Annotated in this window: 21 protein-coding genes and 1 pseudogene; 15 read left to right on the top strand and 7 right to left on the bottom strand. The window is 70.7% G+C overall.

From position 1 onward, the window contains the following. The first annotated feature begins 41 nt into the window (after positions 1–41). From Msi02_RS22125 to Msi02_RS22110, 4 genes are all read left to right on the top strand, one after another. A complete protein-coding gene (locus Msi02_RS22125) occupies positions 42–1,022 on the top strand; it encodes an alpha/beta hydrolase (RefSeq protein WP_204050062.1) in 981 nt (326 codons plus the stop codon). Positions 1,023–1,089: 67 nt separating this feature from the next. Next, a complete protein-coding gene (locus tag Msi02_RS22120) occupies positions 1,090–1,794 on the top strand; it encodes a type 1 glutamine amidotransferase (protein ID WP_239108598.1) in 705 nt (234 codons plus the stop codon). 264 nt (positions 1,795–2,058) lie between these two features. Further along, positions 2,059–3,720: a serine/threonine-protein kinase gene (locus Msi02_RS22115; RefSeq protein ID WP_204050060.1), complete on the top strand. Its 1,662-nt coding sequence runs from the start codon at positions 2,059–2,061 to the stop codon at positions 3,718–3,720. Between the two features lie 45 nt (positions 3,721–3,765). Beyond that, positions 3,766–4,569, top strand: coding sequence for an ABC transporter ATP-binding protein (locus Msi02_RS22110; protein WP_079318801.1), 804 nt, complete (start codon positions 3,766–3,768; stop codon positions 4,567–4,569). 111 nt (positions 4,570–4,680) lie between these two features. Here the strand turns inward: Msi02_RS22110 and aceA are convergent, their stop codons facing one another. After that, positions 4,681–5,973 (bottom strand): isocitrate lyase, encoded by a 1,293-nt coding sequence (aceA, locus tag Msi02_RS22105; RefSeq protein ID WP_204050059.1) that lies wholly within the window; start codon positions 5,971–5,973, stop codon positions 4,681–4,683. A 244-nt stretch (positions 5,974–6,217) separates the two neighbouring features. On the opposite strand from aceA, the gene Msi02_RS22100 reads away from it, so the two are divergent. The 3 genes from Msi02_RS22100 to Msi02_RS22090 all read left to right on the top strand — a co-directional run bounded on the left by Msi02_RS22100 (position 6,218) and on the right by Msi02_RS22090 (position 9,363). After that, a complete protein-coding gene (locus Msi02_RS22100; RefSeq protein ID WP_079318817.1) occupies positions 6,218–7,690 on the top strand; it encodes a helix-turn-helix domain-containing protein in 1,473 nt (490 codons plus the stop codon). Positions 7,691–7,822: 132 nt separating this feature from the next. Beyond that, positions 7,823–8,908 carry an LLM class flavin-dependent oxidoreductase gene (locus tag Msi02_RS22095; protein WP_204050058.1) on the top strand — a complete coding sequence of 362 codons (1,086 nt, stop codon included), beginning with the start codon at positions 7,823–7,825 and terminating at the stop codon, positions 8,906–8,908. 29 nt (positions 8,909–8,937) lie between these two features. Continuing rightward, a complete protein-coding gene (locus tag Msi02_RS22090) occupies positions 8,938–9,363 on the top strand; it encodes a winged helix-turn-helix transcriptional regulator (RefSeq protein ID WP_204050057.1) in 426 nt (141 codons plus the stop codon). A 25-nt stretch (positions 9,364–9,388) separates the two neighbouring features. On the opposite strand, the gene Msi02_RS22085 is transcribed toward Msi02_RS22090, so the two are convergent. Both Msi02_RS22085 and Msi02_RS22080 read right to left on the bottom strand, forming a co-directional pair. Further along, positions 9,389–10,306, bottom strand: a complete 918-nt coding sequence (locus Msi02_RS22085) for an NADP-dependent oxidoreductase (RefSeq protein WP_204050056.1) — start codon at positions 10,304–10,306, stop codon at positions 9,389–9,391. Positions 10,307–10,457: 151 nt separating this feature from the next. Then, positions 10,458–11,057 carry a TetR/AcrR family transcriptional regulator gene (locus tag Msi02_RS22080; protein WP_204050055.1) on the bottom strand — a complete coding sequence of 200 codons (600 nt, stop codon included), beginning with the start codon at positions 11,055–11,057 and terminating at the stop codon, positions 10,458–10,460. A gap of 116 nt (positions 11,058–11,173) precedes the next feature. Between Msi02_RS22080 and Msi02_RS22075 the strand changes: the two genes are divergently transcribed. Genes Msi02_RS22075 through Msi02_RS22065 form a run of 3 tightly spaced genes read left to right on the top strand, consistent with a single transcriptional unit; the run spans position 11,174 to position 14,646 of the window. Then, positions 11,174–12,376 carry an MFS transporter gene (locus Msi02_RS22075; protein WP_204050054.1) on the top strand — a complete coding sequence of 401 codons (1,203 nt, stop codon included), beginning with the start codon at positions 11,174–11,176 and terminating at the stop codon, positions 12,374–12,376. Positions 12,377–12,411: 35 nt separating this feature from the next. After that, complete coding sequence (locus tag Msi02_RS22070; RefSeq protein ID WP_204050053.1) at positions 12,412–13,377, top strand: glucosyl-3-phosphoglycerate synthase; 966 nt, start codon at positions 12,412–12,414, stop codon at positions 13,375–13,377. 57 nt (positions 13,378–13,434) lie between these two features. Continuing rightward, complete coding sequence (locus Msi02_RS22065) at positions 13,435–14,646, top strand: acyl-CoA dehydrogenase family protein (protein ID WP_079318831.1); 1,212 nt, start codon at positions 13,435–13,437, stop codon at positions 14,644–14,646. Positions 14,647–14,921: 275 nt separating this feature from the next. Here Msi02_RS22065 and Msi02_RS22060 read toward each other — a convergent pair whose 3' ends face one another. Next, on the bottom strand, positions 14,922–15,776 hold the full coding sequence (locus tag Msi02_RS22060) for a patatin-like phospholipase family protein (RefSeq protein WP_204050052.1): 855 nt from the start codon (positions 15,774–15,776) through the stop codon (positions 14,922–14,924). A gap of 82 nt (positions 15,777–15,858) precedes the next feature. On the opposite strand from Msi02_RS22060, the pseudogene Msi02_RS44565 reads away from it, so the two are divergent. Both Msi02_RS44565 and Msi02_RS43375 read left to right on the top strand, forming a co-directional pair. Further along, positions 15,859–15,981 (top strand): annotated as a pseudogene (locus Msi02_RS44565) (TetR/AcrR family transcriptional regulator); the annotation flags it as partial. A gap of 87 nt (positions 15,982–16,068) precedes the next feature. Beyond that, positions 16,069–16,419: a hypothetical protein gene (locus Msi02_RS43375; protein WP_239108597.1), complete on the top strand. Its 351-nt coding sequence runs from the start codon at positions 16,069–16,071 to the stop codon at positions 16,417–16,419. 318 nt (positions 16,420–16,737) lie between these two features. Here the strand turns inward: Msi02_RS43375 and Msi02_RS22050 are convergent, their stop codons facing one another. Beyond that, entirely contained in the window at positions 16,738–17,112 is a 375-nt protein-coding gene (locus Msi02_RS22050; protein WP_204050050.1) for a hypothetical protein, read from the bottom strand. 119 nt (positions 17,113–17,231) lie between these two features. Continuing rightward, positions 17,232–17,705 carry a hypothetical protein gene (locus Msi02_RS22045; protein ID WP_079318851.1) on the bottom strand — a complete coding sequence of 158 codons (474 nt, stop codon included), beginning with the start codon at positions 17,703–17,705 and terminating at the stop codon, positions 17,232–17,234. Between the two features lie 420 nt (positions 17,706–18,125). Between Msi02_RS22045 and Msi02_RS22040 the strand changes: the two genes are divergently transcribed. From Msi02_RS22040 to Msi02_RS22030, 3 genes are all read left to right on the top strand, one after another. After that, on the top strand, positions 18,126–19,382 hold the full coding sequence (locus Msi02_RS22040; protein WP_239108596.1) for a hypothetical protein: 1,257 nt from the start codon (positions 18,126–18,128) through the stop codon (positions 19,380–19,382). Between the two features lie 57 nt (positions 19,383–19,439). Continuing rightward, positions 19,440–19,607: a hypothetical protein gene (locus tag Msi02_RS22035; protein WP_204050049.1), complete on the top strand. Its 168-nt coding sequence runs from the start codon at positions 19,440–19,442 to the stop codon at positions 19,605–19,607. 76 nt (positions 19,608–19,683) lie between these two features. Next, positions 19,684–20,220, top strand: coding sequence for an NUDIX hydrolase family protein (locus Msi02_RS22030; RefSeq protein ID WP_256863026.1), 537 nt, complete (start codon positions 19,684–19,686; stop codon positions 20,218–20,220). A 102-nt stretch (positions 20,221–20,322) separates the two neighbouring features. Here the strand turns inward: Msi02_RS22030 and Msi02_RS22025 are convergent, their stop codons facing one another. After that, positions 20,323–21,495, bottom strand: a complete 1,173-nt coding sequence (locus Msi02_RS22025; protein ID WP_204050048.1) for an ROK family transcriptional regulator — start codon at positions 21,493–21,495, stop codon at positions 20,323–20,325. Positions 21,496–21,575: the final 80 nt, after the last annotated feature.

Genomic DNA, 21,575 nt, shown 5'->3' with positions numbered 1-21,575 from the left:
ACGGATGACCAAATGGGGAATGTCCCTTTTGGGAGGCTTGCATGGGGCATGAGCTGAATGTAGACATCCGTCCGGAATATCCGGTCAGCTGGCAGGCCGCCGCGATCAACGGGGTCCTGCGGGGCACCATGAAGCCGATCTCCACCATCCTCGTGCGCAACACCGCGGGCATGGCCGTGGCCAGCCGCATCATCTGCCTGGGCGAGCGGGTCCCCGGCATCCTCCCCAAGCACGTGTCCATCGTTCCAGACGAGTTCGGCTCGTGCACGGGGGAATGGGTGCACGGGGGGCCCGGCCTGGACGAGGACAAGGTGGTGCTCTACTTCCACGGCGGGGCGTACTTCGTCTGCTCCCCGGCCACCCACCGGCCCATCACGTGGCGGCTGTCGGCCGCCGCCGGCCGCCCGGTGTTCTCCCTCGACTACCGCCAGGGGCCGGTCCACTCCCTCGCCGAGTCGCTGTCGGACGCGCTCCAGGCGTACGAGTGCCTGCTCGACCTCGGGTACGCCGCCCACGACATCGTGCTGGCCGGGGACTCCGCCGGAGGCCACCTCACCCTCGCCACGCTGCTGTCCCTCCGCGACCGGGGCATGCCCCTCCCCGCCGCCGGAATCTGCCTGTCCCCCTGGGCCGACCTCAGCTCCAGCCGCCGCCGCGCCAACGTCTGGTCCGACCCCATGCTCCCCGCCGGTCGCGTCGACTGGCTCGCCCGCCGCTGGACCGACGGCCTCGACTGCTTCGACCCCCTCGTGTCCCCCGTGTACGGCGACTACACCGGCATCCCCCCGCTGATGATCGTCACCGGCTCCACCGAGGTCCTGCGCGACGAGGCCCGCCGGGTCGCCGTCAGCGCCCGCGAGAACGGCGTGCAGGTCACCTACGAGGAGTGGAACCGAATGCCGCACATCTTCCCCCTCCTCGCCGACGTCCTCCCCGAAGGCCGCCTGTTCTTCGAGCACGTCTCCCGCTTCCTCGACGCCGTCCAGGCCAACCACCCCACCTCCGGCATCGAGGCCGCCTGACCCGGGGGTCTCCCCGCCGAGGGGAGGGCATGCGGCGGGGCCGGTAGAGTCGGGCCTCATGCCGGAAATGCCGCGAGTGCTTGCCGTACAGAACGGAGCGAACGGGGGTCCTGGGCGGTTCGGGGAATGGCTGGCCGCCGCAGGGGTCGCCGTCGACGTGATCACCGCTTTCGACGGGTCCGCCCTTCCGTCACGGCTGGAGCACGACGGCCTGATCGTGCTCGGCGGCGGTTACCTGCCGGACGACGACGACAAGGCCCCCTGGCTGCCGGCCGCCCGCGCCCTCGTCGACCAGGCCCTCGCCCGGTCGGTGCCGTTCTTCGGCATCTGCCTGGGCGGGCAGATGCTGGCCTCGGTCGCCGGCGGGAAGGTCCAGGGCGACGCCGGGGCCCCCGAGCACGGCAGCACGTCCATCACCATCAGGGCCGAGGCGGCGGACGACGCGGTCTTCGGCGGGCTGCCCGCCGACGTGCCGGCGGTCGAGAACCACATCGACGCCATCACGGCCCTGCCGCCGGGCGCGGTCTGGCTCGCCGAGACCGACCGCTGCCCCTACCAGGCCTTCCGGCTGGGCGACCGCGCCTGGGGCGTGCAGTTCCACCCCGAGGTGGGGCCCGAACGCATCCTGCAGTGGGACGCCGAGCACACCCGCCGGCGGGGTCTCGACCTCGACGAGCTGTACGCCGCCGCCGTGGCCGACGACCCTCTCGCGCGGACGGCCTGGGGTGAGGTGGCGTTCCGGTTCGCCGCCGTGGTCGGGCAGGGCGCCTGAAAGCCTCGCGCCTGCACGATACGGACGCAACCGTACGACCCACGTCGGACACCCATGTGATCCACGAATCCGGCCGAACTCGGCATCCCTCGAGGAGGTCCTTTTGTGGCATATGAGACCTATGTGACCTGCGGTTTCGCCGTCCGGCCTAACCGCAAGGTGCCATTGGCCTTACCTCTCATGCCGCTTGGCGCTACTTGAGCGCGTGGCGCGTTCCAAGCGGCCACAGTGGCTGTGCGGCACTTCGAGAGAGGTAGCTTCCGTATGGCACGTGGCGGAACGGCTTCCCACAACGGCATGCCTCCCGGTGTGCGCCCGCTGACCGTGGGCGACCCGGTCGTCATCGGGCACTACCTGCTGCTCGGCCGGTTGGGCAGCGGCGGAATGGGCGTGGTCTACCTGGCCGAGCACCCGGGCGGGGGATACGTCGCGCTGAAGACGCCGCATCCGGTGCACCTGGGGGACCCGACGCTGCGGGCCCGCTTCGCCGAGGAGGTCGCGTTCTCCCGGCGCGTGGTGCCGTTCTGCACGGCCGCCGTCATCGAGGACGGTCTCGACGGCGAGCGGCCCTACCTCGTCACCGAGTACGTCCCCGGTCCCGCGCTCTCCCAGGTCGTCGCCGCCGGGGGGCCGCTCACCCCCGACCTCGCGTACGGCGTGGCCCTCGGCACGGCCGCCGCGCTCGTGGCCACGCACGAGGCCGGGCTGGTCCACCGGGACCTCAAGCCCGGCAACGTGCTGCTGTCGCCGCGCGGGCCGTTCGTCATCGACTTCGGGATCGCCCGCGACCTCGACGTCGCGATGGCGCACACGCAGGCCGGCCAGATCATGGGCAGTCCGGGCTGGGTCGCGCCCGAGCGGCTTCGCGGCCACCACGCCATCCCCGCCTCGGACGTCTTCTCCTGGGGCTGCCTGGTCGCGTTCGCGGCGACCGGGCTGCATCCGTTCGGCGCCGGCGACCTCGACGTGCTCACCCGGCGCATCCTGGTCGAGGAGCCTCGGATCGACGCCGTGCCCAAGCTGCTGCGGGGCGGCGTGGCGGCGGCACTGCGGCGCGACCCGGCCGACCGCCCGGACGCCGCCTGGCTGCTGGCCTCCCTGCTCGCGGCGGGCGGGGTCCACGTGACCGCCGACCCCCGGCGGGCGGTCGCCGCCGTGCTCGACGAGATCTGGCAGCCCGTGCCCTACCCGGCGGGGACCATTCCCGGCCGGGCCGCACGTGGTCAGCGCACGCGGGGCAGGGCCGCCCAGGAAGCGGCGCAGGGATCGGCGCAGGGGCTGACACAGGGCAGGGCGGCGCGGCGCCGGGCGGCGCGCTCGCGGGCCCAGATGTCCCACGCGGGCTTCGCGGCGCTCGCCACCGTGACGATCGCCGCGATGACGGTGATCGCGGCGGGCACCGGATCGGCCCACATGGAGAGCACGGCGGACCCGCCGCCCGCGTTGCCGGTGGTCATCCCCGGTGAGGACAGCGCGCTGCCGCCGGAGGACGTGCTGGCCACCACCCGGCCGCCGGTGGTGCCCATCGCGGACAACGCCCGGCCCAGGGTGACGGTGACGGCCACACGGACCATGCCGCCGCCCGGCTCGGTGCCAGGGCCGGCGACCGCGGACGGCGGGTGGACCACCCCGGTGCCCTCGCCGCCGGCCGCCGGGGTGACCCTTCGCCCAGGGGAGGGGCGCTGCGGCACCGGACGGCCGAGGGACTGCCGTTCCACCCGGCCCTCCTCACCGGGACAGCAGGGACAGCCGGGACACCCCGGCCAGTCTGGGCAACCGGGCCAGACCCACTCCCCGGTCCCGTCCTCGGGGATCAGCCAGGAGCCGCAGTGGGGCGACGGGGAGTCGCCACCGCCGAGTCCGAGCCCGCCGCCGGAGAGCCGGCCGCCCAGCGTGGTGGCCACCCCCGCGCCGTCCATACCCTGAAACGCTGTCGTGGGCAGGCGCGTCCATGCAGCATGCTGAGTGTTCATGAACGCAGCTCTCGAACTCGACGACGTGACCGTCCGCGTGGTCGGCCGGACCCTGGTGACCGGGGCCGACTGGCGGGTCGAGCACGGCCAGCACTGGGTGATCCTCGGCCCCAACGGCGCGGGGAAGACGACGATGCTCTCGGTCGCCGCGGCCGTACGGCATCCGAGCTCGGGGACGGCCACGGTGCTCGGGCGGCGGCTCGGCCGGGTCGACCTGCGGGAGCTGCGCCGGAGCATCGGCCTGGTCGCGGCCAGTCAGCGGCTCGTGGACGAGTCGCTGCTGGAGGAGGAGGGCGCCACCGCGCTGACCGTCGTGCTCACCGGGCACACCGGGACGAGCGCGCCGTTGTGGGACCGGTACGGCGACGAGGAGCGGGAACGGGCGCACCGGCTGCTGGCCGACCTCGGCTGCAAGGACCTGGCCGACCGCAGGTTCCAGGTGTGCTCGCAGGGGGAGCGGGCCCGGATCCGGGTGGCCAGGGCGCTGATGGCCGATCCGGCGATCCTGCTGCTCGACGAGCCGTTCGCGGGCCTCGACCTGCCGGCGCGGGAGGACCTGATCGAGGCGCTGGAGGACCTGGCGCGCACCCGGCAGGGGCTCACGACCGTGATGGTCACGCACCACCTGGAGGAGGTGCCGGCCACCACCACGCACGCCCTGCTGATGCGGGACACCCGCATCCTGACCGCGGGTCCCGTGGGGGAGGTGCTCACCGGGCCGAAGCTGTCCGAGTGCTTCGGCCGGAGGCTGCGCATCGACTCGCTGGACGGCCGCTGGTACGCCCGCGCGCTGCGCGTCTGACCGGCCCCGCGTACGGCGAGGCCCCGCCGCCGATCCGTCAGATCCCCGGGGGTGACCTGCGGATGGGCGGCGGGGCCCGCCACCGACCTGTGTCCGAGATGTCCGCTGTGGTTAGTGAGCCCCGGCGAACTGCGCCTCCTCCGTCGAGCCCTTCAGGGCCGTCGTGGAGGAGTCCGGCGCGACGGCCGTGCTGACCAGGTCGAAGTATCCGGTGCCGACCTCGCGCTGGTGGCGGGTGGCGGTGTAGCCGCGCCGCTCGGCGGCGAACTCGGCCTCCTGGAGCCCGACGTACGCCGTCATGCCCTCCTGCGCGTAGCCGCGGGCCAGGTCGAACATCGAGTAGTTCAGCGAGTGGAAGCCGGCCAGGGTGATGAACTGGAACTTGTACCCCATGTGGCCCAGCTCGCGCTGGAACTTGGCGATCGTCGCGTCGTCCAGGTGCTTCTTCCAGTTGAAGGACGGCGAGCAGTTGTAGGCCAGCATCTGGTCGGGGTACTCCCGCTTGATCGCCTCGGCGAACTCCCGGGCCACGTCGAGGTCGGGCGTGGAGGTCTCCATCCACAGCAGGTCGGCGTACGGCGCGTAGGCGAGGCCCCTGGCGATGCAGGCGTCGACGCCGTTGCGGACCCGGTAGAAGCCCTCGGCGGTGCGGTCGCCGGTGCAGAAGACGCGGTCGCGGGGGTCCACGTCGCTGGTCAGGAGGGTCGCGGCCTGGGCGTCGGTCCGCGCGATGACCAGTGAGGGGACGCCCGCCACGTCGGCCGCGAGGCGGGCCGCGTTCAGGGTCTTGATGTGCTGGCCGGTGGGGATCAGCACCTTGCCGCCGAGGTGGCCGCACTTCTTCTCCGAGGCGAGCTGGTCCTCCCAGTGCACGCCCGCCGCGCCGGCCGCGATCATGGCCTTCATCAGCTCGAACGCGTTGAGCACGCCGCCGAAGCCGGCCTCGGCGTCGGCCACGATGGGCGCCAGCCAGTGCGGGGCGTCCTCGTCGCCCTCCGCCCAGCTGATCTGGTCGGCCCGCAGCAGCGCGTTGTTGATCCGGCGGACCACGGCGGGGACCGAGTTGGCCGGATAGAGGCTCTGGTCGGGGTAGGTGTGACCACTGAGGTTGGCGTCGGCGGCCACCTGCCAGCCGGACAGGTAGATGGCCTTGAGGCCCGCCTTCACCTGCTGGACCGCCTGGTTGCCGGTCAGCGCGCCCAGGGCGTGGACGTAGTCCTCGTGATGCAGCAGGTCCCACAGGCGCTCCGCGCCGAGCCGGGCCAGCGTGTGCTCCTCCTGCACCGAGCCGCGCAGGCGGACCACGTCCTCGGCCGTGTAGGTCCGCTCGACGTTCGTCCACCGCGGATTGGTGTCCCAGTCCTGCTGCAGCCGCTGGGCGGCTGCGGTGAGGCGATCCGACATCTCCGGTCACTCCCTTGTTGCGTACGTTGTCGTCACCTGGGGCTTGCTTCCGAGTTTGTGTCGATATCAAGACACTCACAAGGAGGCGCCAGTGGAAAGAATGCCAAATCTTCCGCTTTCTGCAAGACTGGCGGGTATTCGACAGTGAAGAAACGCAGAGTTTTCGCTATGGACTAGACCAATCTGTGTGGTGTGGATCACGCATCGCTGGAAGAAACGCGGATTTTCCGCATAAGATCGGGTCATGACCTCCGTCCTGGGCGAAGAACCGCTGTCTTTGACGCACGAGCTCGATCTCCTGGCCTTCGGCCAGCGGCTCAAGCACCTGCGCAAGCAGCGCGGTCTCACGCTCTCCGAGCTCGGCGAGCGCGTCGGGAGAGCGCCCAGCCAGCTGTCGCTGCTGGAGAACGGCAAGCGCGAGCCCAAGCTCTCGCTGCTGAAGTCGCTGGCCGCCGCGCTGAACGTGCCGGTGGAGGAACTGCTGCGCAGGCAGGCGCCGAACCGGCGGGCCCAGCTCGAGATCGCGCTGGAGGAGGCCCAGCGCGACCCGCTCTACGCGGGGCTCGGGCTGAACCGGTTGAAGGTCTCCTCACGGGTGCCGAACGACGTGCTCGAGCACATCCTGGGCCTGTTCGAGGAGCTCAAGGCCAGGGAGGCGAAGGGCACGGCCACGCCGGAGGAGGCGCGGGCGGCCAACGCCGAGCTGCGGCGCAAGCAACGCGAGCTGGGCAACTACTTCGAGGAGATCGAGAAGGCCGCCGCCGAGGCCCTGACCGCCGTCGGCTACCGGACCGGCGCGCTGTCGGAGAGCACCGTCCAGGCGCTGGTGTCGCACTTCGGGTTCGCCGTGCACACCGCCCCCGACCTGCCGCGGTCGGCGCGGTCGGTGACCGACCTGCGCAACCGGCGCATCTACGTCAAACGCCAGCAACTGGGCATGCACACGCCGCGCACCGTGCTGCTGCAGACGCTCGGGCACATCGCGCTCCAGCACCACAAGCCGCGCGACTTCGCCGACTTCCTGCGCCAGCGGGTGGAGGCCAACTACTTCGCCGCGGCCGTCCTCGTGCCCGAGGCGGCGGCCGTGCCGTACCTGCGGGAGGCCAAGCAGGACAAGGCGCTGTCGGTGGAGGACCTGCGCGACGTGTTCGCGGTGTCCTACGAGATGGCGGCGCACCGCTTCACCAACCTCGCCACCCGCCACCTCGACATCGTCTGCCACTTCGTGCGCAACGACGCCGGAGGGATCATCTACAAGGCGTACGAGAACGACGGGATCGTCTTCCCGGCCGACGAGCAGGGGGCGATCGAGGGCCAGCGGATGTGCCAGCAGTGGTCGGGCCGCCAGGTGTTCCTCTCGCCCGACCGGTTCTCGCTGTACTACCAGTACTCCGACTCGCCCACCGGCACGTACTTCTGCGTCGCCCACGTGGACCCGTCGCAGGAGAAGGACTTCGCGATCACGCTGGGCGTGCCGTACCGGGAGTCGCGGTGGTTCCGCGGGCGCGAGACCACCCACCGCACGAAGTCGAACTGCCCGAACGGCGAGTGCTGCCGCCGCCCGCCGGCCGAACTCGCCCAGCGCTGGGAGGGCTACGCCTGGCCGTCGGCGCGCGCCAACTCCCACGTGCTCGCCGCGCTGCCGCCCGGGTCGTTCCCCGGTGTCGACGAGGCCGACGTGTACGCGTTCCTGGAGCGCCACGCCGCCCACGGCTGAGAGGCCCTGCCACGCCTGCAACCCCGACCAGGCCCTCGCCATCCGGGAGACAGCCGCGGTTCCCTCCGGGTGACAGAGGCAGAAAAAAGTGCCTTCTGCCGCCGGCCGCGGCACTCGTGCAAGATCGAGGCCGTGAGATTCCTTGCCGCCACCCTGCTGTCCGACGATCCGAGCCTGCCCGGGCACGTCCCGGGCGGCGAGCGTGAGCGGTTCCGGGAGGTCGTCGACCTGGCGGTGTGGGCCGAGCGGATCGGCTACGACGCCTTCGGGGTCGGGGAGCGTCACAACCCGGTGTTCCTGTCGTCCGCGCCGGCGGTGGTGCTGTCGCACATCGCTGCGAAGACGACCCGCATCCGGCTGGTCACGACCGTGGCGGTGCTGTCGCTCGCGGATCCCGTACGGACCGCCGAGGAGTACGCGACGCTCGACCATCTCAGCGACGGACGCCTGGATCTGATCATCGGTAAGGGGAACGATCCCGTCTCGCCCGGAATGTTCGGCGTGGCGGAGGACGAGCTGTGGGACCGTCTGGAGGAGAGCTACGAGCTGGTACGGCGGCTGTGGCGCGAGGAGCGGGTGACCTGGTCCGGACGGTACCGGCCCGAGCTGAAGGACGCGACGACCCGGCCGCGCCCGTTCCAGCGGCCGGCCCCGCGGGTGTGGCACGGCTCGGCGACGAGTGAGCGCTCGATCGACCTGGCCGCGAAGTGGGGGGACCCGCTCTACTCGGCCAACGGGTTCCGGCGCACCGAGCACTACCTCGGCCTGGTGCGCCGTTATCGGGAGCGGCTCGCCCGGTACGGGCACGACCCGGATTCCGCGCTGGTGGGCGTGGGGGCGCACTCGCCGGTCATCACCGATCGGTCCCAGGACGCCCTCGCCCTGGCCCGGCCCGCCTTCGAGTCCTTCCGGCGCATGCCCGTCGCCAGCCGCAACCACTTCCCGTTCGACTCGCTCGAGGACTTCCTGGCGAACGGGTCGGCGCTGGTGGGCACGGCCGAGCAGGTCACCGCCAAGCTGCTGGACCTGCACGCCTCCTTCGGCAACCAGGTCTTCGGGATCGGCCTGGAGGGGTTTTTCTTCGCCGACCCCGCCGTCACCCGGGCCCACCTGGAGCGTTTCTTCGCCGAGGTCGTTCCCGTCCTGCGCAGGGAGATCCCCACACCCGCCTGGGAGGCGGCGGCGGCCGATTCCCCACTGGACCTACCGGGAGGGTGAAGTAATATCGCCGTGGGGGTGGGGTGACCATGGCCGCGAGATCCTCCGACGGCGACACGCGACGGGAGTGGGTGCCCGCGGTCCTGGCCGCACGCGACGACACGACCTGCCGGGTACGCGAGGTGCTGGACCGGGTGGGCGAGAAGTGGGCGGTGACCGTCATCGCCGAGCTCGGCAGGAAACCGCGGCGCTACAACGAGCTGCGGCGTGCCATCCCGGGCGTCAGCCAGCGCATGCTGACCGCGACCCTGCGCGGTCTCGAACGCGACGGACTGGTGCGGCGCACCGTGCATCCGGTGGTCCCGCCGCGTGTCGACTACGAGCTGACCCCGCTCGGCGGGACCCTGCTGAACACCGTGTCGGCGCTGCTCGACTGGGCCGTGGAGCACATCGACGACGTCGACGGGGCCCGCGCCGAGTACGACGGCCGACAGGAGGTCGCGGCTCCGGGATGACGACGCCCGAGCGGGTCGGGACGGCTCAGGCGCCGACCTCGATCACGATCTTGCCGCGGGCGTGACCGTCCTCCACCGCCCGCAGCGCCGCGGGCGCCTGCTCGAAGGGGAACGCCTGCGTGACGAACGGCCGGAGCGCGCCGGTCGCGGCGAGGTCTGCCACCGCCTCCAGCACCGCTCGGTTACGCACCCGCTGGACCGGCGAGCCGCCGAGACGGGCGACCGTCTCCCAGTCGGCCGCCGTGATCAGCTTCGACCGGTCCTCGAGCAGGCCGGCCACCTCCTCCAGCGCGGTGCCGCCGACCAGGTCGTAGATCGCGTCGACGCCGTCCGGCGCCGCGGCCCGCACGCGGTCGGCCGCGCCCGGTCCCGGCTCGACGTGAACCACGCCCAGCGACTCGAGGAAGTCCTTCTTCCCGGCGCTGGCAGTGCCGATCACCGTCACACCGGTGTGCTTGGCGATCTGCGCCGCCGCCACCCCGACGCCCCCTCCGACGCCGGTGATCAGCAGGGTGGTGCCGGGCGGCAGACCCAGTTGCCGCACGCCGTCGTACGCGGTGGCGGCCGCGATGGGCAGCGTCGCCGCGTCGGCGAACGACAGGCCGGCGGGCTTGGGCGCGGTCAGTTCGAGCGGAAGCAGCGCGTACTCGGCGTACCCGCCGGCGACGGTGTTGCCGAAGACCTCGTCGCCGGGCGCGAACTCGCCGGCGCCGTTCCCCACCTCCTCGACCACTCCGGAGACCTCGCCGCCGAACACGGCCGGGAAGTCGACCGGAGCGATCTGCGCGAGGTAGCCGCTGCGCCGCTTCCAATCGACGGGGTTGACCCCCGCCGCCCGTACCGCGACCAGCACCTGCCCGGGACCGGGGACCGGCCGCTCCACCTCCGCGAACGTCTCCACCTCCGGACCGCCGTACTGCGTGAACACGTATGCCTTCGGCATGGGAACCTCCTGTCTCGGACATGTGCGACAGGAAATAACCTACTCAACATGTAGGGCTTATAGGAATAGGGGTTCGCGGTGAACATGAGGACATGCCCGGCGAGCGGTCGTCCAGGCGTTATGCCCGGCTCAACTCGTCGGCGGGCGCCGGTCAGGCCTCGACGGCGGCGCGGACGAACGCCATGAGGTGCTCGCGCAGCGCCTCGCGTCCCTCGGGGGTCGCCGCCTCCTCCCCGACCGTGATCCGGGCGAGCTGCGGCATGACGGTCGGCCACATCGCCATGCCCACCAGCGTGAACACCATCCGGGCGACCGAGGCGTCCGGCTCCCGGCCGAGGCCCTCGGCGAGCGATTCGGTCTTCGACCGGCACTTGTCCACCCGGAGCTCCTGGCCGGGCAGCAGGTCGTCCTCGCCCCGGTAGTGCAGGGCCTCCCACATCAGCAGGCGTACCAGGTCGGGGTGGGTGGAGTAGAAGTCGAAGAGGTTGCCGACGTACTCCTCGGGGTCCTTGCCCGGCATCGCCACCGCCGCGGCGACCTCGTCGAGGGCCGTCTTGATCACGGTGTCGAACAGCTTCTCCTTGCTGCCGAAGTGCCCGTAGATCCGCTCCTTGTTGACGCCCGCCCGCTCGGCGATGCGGTCCACCCGGGCGCCCGCCACGCCGTAGGCCGCGAACTCCGTCCGCGCGGCCTCGAGCAGGGCGGCCTTGGTGGCGGCGGTGGGGTCCTTGGCGTCTTTGCGGGGCGACATCGGCTTCCTCCGTGTTCATGAGCGGCAGGGGGCTCAGGGGTGGTCTCAGCATACCCGTCGCGGCCACCAACTAGTTGGTTGACAGCCAACTGGTTGGTTGGCTACCGTCCTCGGCCATGAGCACATCGACGTCCGTCCTCCTCCCGCCCGCCACGGGCGAGAGCCATGCCTCCGCGCGGCGTACTGTGGCCGCGTTCGTGCCGGCCGGGCTCCTCGCCACCGGGCACCTCTACGTCGTGATCCCCCTGCTGACCCGGATGTCGGCCGACTGGGGCGCCCCCGCCGCCGTCCTGACCTGGCTCGTCAGCGCCTTCGGCCTCGGCTACGCCGGCGGCTTCCTGTTGTTCGGCCCGCTGTCCGACCTGTACGGCAGGCGCCGCGTGATGACCTGGGGCATGGCGGCCACGGCGGTGACGACCGCGCTGGTCGCGCTGAGCCCCGGGACCGGGGCGGCAGTCGCACTGCGGGTGGTGGAGGGCGTCACCACCGCCGTCTTCGCCCCCACCGCCTTCGCCTACATCGCCGAGCGCGTCGAACCCCGCCATCGGGCGGTCACGATGACCTCCGTGGTGAGCGCGCTGTTCGCCTCGGCCGTGGTCGCCCAGCTCGCCGGCAAGGCCCTCGTCGACCTGCTCGGGTGGCGGCCGGTCTTCCTGCTCGGCGGCGCCGCGTTCGCCGTCGTGACCGTGGTGCTGCGCCGGGCGATGCTGCCCGACACCGCCCGCCGTGCCGGAGCGAACCCCTATGCCGTCGTCCCCGCGCTGCTGCGCGACCCGCGCCTGGTCCTGGTGTACGCCGCCACGCTGACGGTCCTCGGCGCGTTCGTCGCCCTCTACACCGCGTTGCAGCTCGAAGGTCCCGCGGGCATCGCCGGCGACCCCTCCGCGCTGCTGGCGCTGCGGGCCACCGCACTGCCGGCGATCATCGCCATCCCGTTCGCCACGCCGTACCTGGCCCGGATCTCCCCGGCCCGCAGGGCGGCGCTGGCGATCGGTCTCGCCGCGCTGCTCGCGCTGGTGGTCGGGCTGGCCGCCCCCGGCGTCGCCGCGCTGGCGGTGCTGCTGGCCGTCTTCGCCTTCGCGATCGGCGTCGCCGCCCCCGCCGTGATCGAGACCGTGGGCCTGCTGGCCGGTCCCGCGCGGGCCACGGCCGTCTCCCTGTTCACCTTCTTCCTGTTCACCGGGGCCAGCATCGGTCCGGTCGTGGCCTCGGCCGCCGCGCCGTACGGCTTCGCCGCCCTCATGTACGGCGTGGCGGGGGTGCTCGTGCTGGGAGGGGGACTCGTGCTGATCGCCTCCTCCGGCCGCCGCATAAGGTGATGCCAGTGAACGTGGCGGACAGGGGGAGGACGGGCGTGCTGCCTGAGGTGGAGGCCTGGCTGAGTCGGCGTACCTCGTCGGCGGCCGACTGGCCGGCCCGCGCCCTGCTGTCCGCCAAGGGGGGCGCCACCGTCTCGGTGGTGCTGCCCGCGAGGAACGAGGAGGAGACGGTCGGGGAGATCGTCTCCGCCGTGCGCCGCGACCTCGTCGAGGCCGTGCCGCTCGTGGACGAGCTGGTCGTGATCGACTCCCGGTCGTCGGACGACACGGCGGCCCGGGCCTTACGCGCCGGGGCGAAGGTCTTCGCGCAGGACGAGATCCTGCCCGAACTGCACGACCCGAGCTACGACGGCAAGGGCGAGGCGCTGTGGAAGTCCCTCGCGGTGACGACCGGCGACCTGGTGGTGTTCGTCGACGCCGACCTGCGCGAGTTCCGGACCTCGTTCGTGACCGGCCTGCTCGGGCCTCTGCTGGCCGACCCCGCCGTCGGATACGTGAAGGCGTGCTACGACCGGCCGCTGCTCGGCGCGACGGAACCGAACGCCGGGGGCCGGGTCACCGAGCTGGTCGCCCGGCCGCTGCTCAACCTGCACTGGCCGCTGCTCGCCGGGTTCGTGCAGCCGCTCGCGGGCGAGTACGCCGGCCGCCGCGCGGTCCTGGAACGGGTGCCGTTCGTCACCGGGTACGGCGTGGAGCTGGGACTCCTCATCGACCTCCTGGACATGGTGGGGCTCGACGCGCTCGCCCAGGTCGACCTGGGCCGCCGGGTCCACTCCCACCAGTCGACGGAGGCGCTCGGCGGGATGGCCGGGCAGATCATGCACACCGCCTGGGCGCGGCTGGAGCGCCAGGACAAGATCGTTCCGTTGCACGAGCCGTCCGCGCGGCTCGTCCAGTTCGAACGCGGCCCCGCCGGGCACCGCCCGCTGACGCGGGACGTCGGCGTGGCCGAACGCCCGCCGATGGCGACGATCCCGCAGTACGCGTCCCGGCTACGCTGAGCGGCTCCTTCCGCCGAGGTGTTACCGTTGGTAACACCAAGGAGAGGAGAGCCCCCGATGACCTTCTGCCCCGAGTTGAGCGACGACCTCCGCGAACTGCGCGACTGGGTCCATGAGTTCGCCCGGGACGTCGTCCGCCCGGCTGGGGCGGAGTGGGACGAGCGCGAGGAGACGCCCTGGCCGGTCATCCAGGAGGCCGCCAAGATCGGGCTGTACTCGCTGGACTTCTTCGCGCAGCAGTGGTTCGAGGAGTCGGGGCTCGGTCTGCCCGTGGCGTTCGAGGAGCTGTTCTGGGGGGACGCCGGGATCGGCCTGTCGATCGTGGGCACCGGCCTCGCCGCCGCCTCCATCGCCGCGAACGGCACCCCCGAGCAGATGGGGGAGTGGCTGCCCCAGATGTTCGGCACTCCCGACGACGTCAAGCTCGGCGCGTTCTGCTCCTCGGAGCCGGACGCCGGCAGCGACGTCGGCGCGATCAGGACGCGGGCCGTCTACGACGAGGCGAAGGACGAGTGGGTCCTCAACGGCGTAAAGACCTGGGCCACCAACGGCGGCATCGCCAACGTCCACGTCATCGTGGCCTCGGTCGACCCTTCCCTCGGCACCCGGGGCCAGGCGTCCTTCGTGGTCCCGCCCGGCACGCGCGGCCTGTCCCAGGGGCAGAAGTTCAAGAAGCACGGCATCCGCGCCTCGCACACCGCCGAGGTCGTCCTGGACGACGTACGGGTGCCCGGCCGGTGCCTGGTGGGCGGCAAGGAGAAGCTGGACGAGCGGCTCGCCCGGGTGCGCGCGGGCGCGCGGTCCGGCGAGCAGGCCGCGATGCGGACGTTCGAGACCACCCGCCCCCTCGTCGCCGCCATGGCCGTCGGCGTCGCCCGCGCGGCCTTCGAGTACGCCCGCGACTACGCCCGGGAGCGCGAGCAGTTCGGCCGCAGGATCGGGGAGAACCAGGCGGTCGCGTTCCTGCTCGCCGACATGGCCACCCGGGTGGACGTCGCCCGGCTGATGACGTGGCGGGCGGCGTGGATGGCCCGGCACGGACGGCGGTTCGAGCAGGCCGAAGGATCGATGAGCAAGCTGGTCGCGAGCGAGACGGCCGTCTGGACGACCGAGCAGGCCATCCAGATCCTCGGCGGGGCCGGCTACACCCGCGAGCACCCTGTCGAGCGCTTCCACCGCGACGCCAAGATTTTCACGATCTTCGAGGGCACCAGCGAGATCCAGCGCCTCATCATCGGCCGCGCCGTCACCAACCTGCCGGTTCGCTGAGTCGATCGCCAACCGCAACCTGACATTCAGGCCCCCTGTTCCGTACCTGTTCTGTCAGAGACGGAGCGCGGGCGGAACAGGCGGTCATCGATCGCCCGCCGCGCACGCTCGTGGGAGCCCGGCTGCATATGCGCGTAGACCCCGCAGAGTGTCGACGTGACCCGGTAGTGCCAAAGCCGGTGAAGCCCCTTCTTCGCGGCTGGCAGGCATCGCTGCCAACTCGTGCGTCTCGTTGGCCCCGCCCTCGGCGCACCACCCCGGAGATCGGGCGGCGCTCAGTCCGTGTCCGATCCGGTCTTCCACGCGAGACGGAGCTGCTCTTCGGCATCGGTGGCTTGGCGAAGACCCGCCTGGTAGGCCGGTCCCCAGGCCGTCCGGTCATTCAGGTCCGAGCCGAATGCGCGTGTTGATTCCGGACTGGGCTCGATGGTCACCACTGTTTGCGCCCCGGCGACCGCCAGCTCCTGGTGGAGCAACTCGCGAGGAAACAGATGCGCCTGCGGGTCGATCACGACGAGCGTGCGGGCTCCGGCCGCGAGTCCGGCGTTGGTCGCCGACCGCAGGGAGCCGTCCATGTAACGGCGGCCGTTGATGGTGATCGGTGGGTAGATGCCCGGGAAGGCGGTGCTTGCCGCCACGGCGGAGGGCAGTGGTGCGCCACTGGCACGGTCGAAGACCTCCTGCTCGCCGGTCTCGGCGTCCAGCGCGGTGATGAGCAGCTGGCGGTCCGGCCATTGGTCTGCGCCGGTCATGGCGCGCATCCGGGCGATATGTGCCTGCTCGGGGCCGGTCTCGGCGGCGAGCGCGATCTGGCCCACTCGGCGCCGGGCCTCGTCCGGGTTCGAGGCGGCACCGGCGAGCACCGCGAACGCCTCGCCCAGCCGGCGCCCGTCCACCTGGGGAGGAGTGCTGCCGGAGTCGGCAGGGCGCACTGGGGTGGCGAGCCGGTCGGGGTCCTGGCCGGTGGCCAGCAGTGCGGCGGTGATTGCGCCGGCCGAGGTGCCGACGATCAGATCGGCCTCGCCGAGATCCACCCCGGCGCGGCGCAGTCCAGAGGCAAGCCCAGCCATCCAGGCCATGCCGACGAGACCTCCGGCGCCCAGTACGAGTGCCCGGTCGAGTGAGTGCATGACTGTCTCCTCCCATTGTTGAAACAGTCGTACCATATACTGACGTAGGCTGAGATCGGTGCTGGCGAGAGGATGATCCACCGTGGGGCGACCCCCAGATCCCGCCCGACGGGAGGCCACGCTGGCGCGGGCGACCGATTACGTACTGGCGCACGGCCTGGCCGGGTTGAGTTTGCGGCCGCTGGCCGCGGCTCTCGGTACCAGCCCGCGAATGCTGCTCTACGACTTCGGCAGTAAGCAGGAGTTGGTGTCTTCCGTCCTTGCCGAGGCCCGCCGCCGCGGTGCGACACGGTTGGCTGAGAACCTCCCGTCGGAGGCGGGCTCTCCGGAGGAACGCCTTCGCGGCATCTGGGCCTGGATCAGCGCGCCCGAGCGCGCCCCGTACGTCCGGCTGATCTTCGAGGTGCACGCCGACGGCCTGGCTCACCCCGAGAACTACCCGGACCGAGCCGAGGCGATCACGAATTGGTTCGACACCCTCGGCGCCACGTTCCGCGACATCGCCACCACCCCTGACGACACCGTCACTCCCACGTTGGTCATGGCCGTCATCCGGGGCCTCCTGTTCGATCTGACGACCACCGGCGACCGCCACCGCACCGACCGCGCCCTGGACCGCTTCTGCGAACTCCTCCGGTATTGAACGAAAACAAATGATCACGCTGTTACCGCAGGTCACAGTGCAGACTCTGCCCGCTGGCAGGAGGCATTCGAGGCCTGATGGGCCGGATCGCGGGCCGGTTCACGCGGGTCGAACCCCGCCGGCGGATACGGCGAGCCCGGCCAGGCTCTTTCCGGACTGGAACGTCTCCTCCACTCGCCACCTTGTTCAAGCGACACGCACCAGGGGCGCCCCGTTTGGGGTGGCCTCCCCTGCCCACTCGGCGATGGTCCAGCAGTTCTTGCGGGGCAGATCCGCCGAGCACTGACTCGACGAGCACCAGGTCCGCCGCTAGAGGTCTCAGCAGAAAATGAGGGAGACGTCCTGCCGGACGCACACCTGCAGGACTTCGATCAGGTCTTGTCCCCGTTCCGCGTACGCCTGCCAGTGTTCCGAAGGCCTGGTACGCCATGACGAGACGATCTCCGAGAGGCGGGGTAGCACCTGGGCGCATTCAGCCGCCGTCAGATCGCCGCTGTCATCCGGATGATCCAGTAGGGAGGCAAGGCTTGTCTCCACCGTGTCCCATGAGCGGTCACCGCCAAATCCGACCATCGAATCGAGGTCGAATCCCTCTGCTGTCGCCAGTGCTCTTCGGAAGTGGCCGAACCAGGTGCACGACCAGCTTACGTTACTGGTGACATCGTCGTTGGCTGGAGTGAGTATCACGCCCACCCGAACACCCCCTACATCGTCCTGCCTCAGCCTGCCAGTAATACGACCTTGCCAATAAGAAACTGGATTGAAGCGGTCCTGTTCGGAATGGAAGCCGGCGTGTAGAGCCCCTCCATTGATCAGCCCTTCAGTAGCAGGCCCGTTCCGAAGACGACAATGACGACGGCTATTCGTATCACCCAGTGGAAGTGGCGCCGGTGACTGTCTTCGATCATCCCTGCTCGCTGGTAACTCTGCGCTACGGAGAGGGCTTGCATGGCGATTGTCAGGCCGATCCCGATCGAGACAACCGTCAGGGTCGCATCGGAGTTGATGATCGATTCGGCCAGCTTGTGTGATCCCGCTTTGCTGCCGGCGACCACCAGGGCCGCCATCTCGAGCACGGTGAGCACTGAAAGGAATATGGTTTGCACGGCCAGGATGACCAGGAATTGGTTGGCTAATCTCCGTCCCTGATCCGGGGACATCTTCTTCCGCGACTCCGTACCGACGATACGCCAGGCCTCGTAAGCGCCACGATATTCCACGATCACGGCAAGCAGAACCACCGGTATCACCTGTGCCAGCAGGCCTGCGTAAGCGGATGTGTCCATCTATGGTTTCTTCTCCCGATGTCCTGCCCGTGCGGGAACGGGAGCCTATCTTGCCAGAAAGGGGCGAGGCGGACGATCTTGCCCGGGATGGCTGATCGGTACGTTCGACCGCGGGCCCCTTTGCCGCCTCATCGCAATCGGGGTGCGAAGCCTTCGGCTTCGAGCAGCGATCTGGCGATGTGGTTCGTCAGGTTGCGGAACCCGAGAGCGGAGCCGCGGAGGTGCTCGAGCCGGTGGAACACGGCCAGGTCAGGGGCGCCGAAGGTAACGGGAGGTACGTTGCGGTCTTTCGCCGGACGGCGAGCGTGGGAACTCCTATCCTGGAAGATCTTGACCCCCGCCCCGCGAGCGCCGCGCGCACCCCGGCTCCACCCTTAACTGCGAAGAGCCGCTTCCGCGCCCATACTTCAGGAGCCGACGATGGATGACGAGATTCAGCTGATCAGTGACGGCGACGGACTGGCGGTCATCGGGAATCCGACGGCTGTCGAACGCTTCCTGGTCTCTGAGGGACTGCCGTCGAAGGACCTCGGACTGCAACGGCTCAGATCTGTTCTCAGCACCGGGGCCGGAGTCGCACAGGCAGGTTCCGAGATCGCCGCCAACTCAGGTCGCTGGGTGAAGCTGTCCAAGGAGTCCGCGCGGCTTGTCGACAAGTACGGGCTGAGGACAAGCTCGAAGTCGGGTCTCAGCTCCGGTGTGCTGAAGGGGAAAAACGGCCAGATCAAGGGATTCGTAGAATTCGCGAAGGGTCCCGGAACGCTTCTGACCAACCCGGCGCTTCTGGCCGGTGCCGCGGGGATCATGGCGCAGCTTGCGATGCAACAGACCATGGACGAGATCACCGACTATCTCGCCACGATCGACGAGAAGGTCGACGACGTGCTCCGCGCCCAGAAAGACGCCGTGCTGGCGGACATGATCGGAGTGGACCTCGTGATCGAGGAGGCCATGACCATCCGAGAGCAGGTGGGCCGGGTCTCCGAGGTCACGTGGTCGAAGGTGCAGGCCACGTCGGTGACGATCGCACGAACCCAGGCGTACGCGTTGCGTCAACTCGACGCGCTCGCGGAGAAGATGGAGCACAAGACCAAGATCGGCGATCTCGCGAAGACGTCCAAGGAGGCCGAGTCCAAGGTTCAGGAGTGGCTCGCCGTTCTGGCTCGTTGCTTCCAACTGCAGGACGCGATCGCCGTGCTCGAACTCGACCGGGTGCTGGACGCGTCTCCGGAGGAACTGGACCGGCATCGCCTCGGGCTTCGGGCCGCACGGCAGAACCGGCTGGAACTCATCTCCCGGAGCACCGAGCGTCTGATGGCCCGTATGGATGCGGCTGCCGGCGTGGCCAACACGAAGGTGCTGCTGCACCCGACCACGTCCCGGGCTGTGGTGCATTCGAGCGACCATGTCGCGATCGCCGTCGTCGACTTCCACGGGCGGCTCGGGATCGAGCGCGGTCGACAGGCATTGGAAGCGAGACGATGGGTGGACGCGGCCGCGGAGGTGAGGGACAAGGTGCTCGAGACGGGAGCAGAGGGCGTCGATGCCGCCAGGCACCTCGGCAACGAGACCCTCGACCGGGCCAGATCGGTGACGGGCAAGCTCTCCAGCGGGATTGCCGAGCGAGCGCTCCGCCGGCGCGGGAACGACGAGGAACGCGACAGGAAGGCTGAGTGAGACGCCGACCTGCAGCCACGGGTGCTCTCCGGTCGGACTCCGGCGACCATGCGCTGAATGCAGGTCTTCCGTGACTACCACCGCAAGGTGTCGGCGGCCCGGACCGCCCGCCGGGAGGTCCTCGCCGGTCTCCCGCCCGCCGCGCATCCCGACGACGTGAACCGCCTCGTATGGCGGCACGGCGAGACGGTCCGCGCGCGCCGCGGCCCCGCCGTCCGGGTCTGACGCCGGCCGCGGGAGGGCCGACACGGGTTGCGCCGACCTGCGAACCGCCCCCCGCCTGGGCAAGTACGATCGACCCGTGACCGAAATGACCGAAACGACGCCAGGCTGGCTCGCTCCCGACGAGATCGAGTCGATGCGGGGCCGGATGCCGATCCTGTACGTGGACGCTGTGCCGGTGCGCGTGGACGACACGGGCATCGTGACCCGCGTCGGCCTGCTGCTGCGGATCGGCGCCGACGGCACCGTGAGCCGGGCGCTGGTGTCCGGGCGGGTGTACTACCACGAGCGCATCCGCGACGCCCTCCTGCGCCACCTGGAGAAGGACCTCGGACCGGTGGCGCTGCCGAGCGTGCCGGTCTCGCCGACGCCGTTCACCGTGGCGGAGTACTTCCCGACCCCGGGGGTCACGCCGTTCCACGATCCCCGCCAGCACGCGGTCTCGCTGGCGTACATCGTCCCGGTACGCGGGGACTGCCGGCCCCGGCAGGACGCACTGGACCTGGAGTGGTTCACGCCCGAGGAGGCGGCCTCCCCGGTCGTGCAGCAGGAGATGACCGGCGGCCAGGGCGTGCTGCTCAAGCAGGCGCTCGCCCACGTCGGCCGCCTGACCTGATCGGTCACTCCTCGGCGAAGGCAGGGCCGAGCGCGTCGCCCAGGACCTGTGAAGAAGGTCGCGGGGCAGCGGGACGCGCTCGGCGTACCTCCCCGGCAGTCTCTAGGCCAGCTCGCGGTCCAGCACAGTGGGGGAAAGGGCGTGCTGGACGACCATCGCAGCGGCGCCGACGACGCCCGCGTTCTCGCCGGCCTGTGAGGTGACGATACGAAGGCGCTCCGTGGCCAGCGGCAGTGAGCGACGGTAGATCGACTCCCGCACGCCCGCCAGCAGCATCTCGCCGGCCTGTGCGAGCGCCCCGCCGACCACGATCAGCGATGGGTTGAACAGGCTGACGCCGGCGGCCAGCACCTCGCCGATCTCCCGGCCGGCCTGCCGCACCGCCTGGCCGGCGATCGGGTTGCCGGCCTGTAGGAGGGCCACGACGTCGGCGTTGGTCGTCGCGTCGAGGCCGGCGGCGCGGAGCTTGGCGGCGATGGCGGGCCCGCTGGCCACGGCCTCCAGGCAGCCGCTGTTGCCACAGCGGCAGCGCACGTCGCCGGCGTGCGGGGCCAGGATGTGCCCCAGGTCGCCGGCCGCGCCGACGTCGCCTCGATGCAACTGGCCGTTGCTGATCAGGCCGGAGCCGATGCCGGTCGCGACCTTGACAAAGATCATGTTCTCTTCGTCGGGGAAGCAGCGGACGTGCTCCCCGAGCGCCATCAGATTGACCTCGTTGTCCACCAGGACCGGCACGGCGAAGCCGGCGGCGATTCGCGCGGGCACGTCGTATCCGTTCCAGCCCGGCATGATGGGCGGGTGGGCCGGCTTGCCTGTTGAGTGCTCGACCGGGCCGGGCAGCCCGACGCCGACGCCGGCCACGGGAGCGGTGGGGGCGTGGTCGGCGCGCATCCGTCGCCAGGTGTCGATGAGCAGGCCCAGCACCGCGTCAGGGCCGTCGGCGATGTCCAGCGCGAGCCTCTCGACCGCCAGCGGCTCACTGGTCAGGTCGGCGATGGCGACGGTGGCGTGGGTGGCACCGACGTCGGCCGCCAGCACCACTCGCGCGCGGGCGTTGAACACGAACCTGCTCGCGGGCCGGCCGCCGGTGACCGCGCTGTTGCCCCACTCGGCGACCAGCCCGGCGTCCATGAGCGCGTCGAGACGCAGGCGGATGGTCGACCGGGCCAGTCCGGTCTCGGCTGCCAACTCGGTACGGGTGCGCGCCTGCCCGTCCCGCAGCAGCCGAAGCAGCTCGCCAGGCGACGTCGAGGTGGCGCTTTGCCCGTTCCGCACCCCCTAATTAAAGCGAAGCGACCATGATTCGTCGGCACCAGGGCCACTTGGCACACTGATCAAAAAGAGTTTTGGTGCCT

Origin of the sequence: Microbispora siamensis, assembly GCF_016863095.1 — a bacterium.
Classification (GTDB): domain Bacteria; phylum Actinomycetota; class Actinomycetes; order Streptosporangiales; family Streptosporangiaceae; genus Microbispora; species Microbispora siamensis.
The sequence above is the reverse complement of the archived record's forward strand: the minus strand, read 5'-3'. Positions and strand labels throughout refer to the sequence as shown.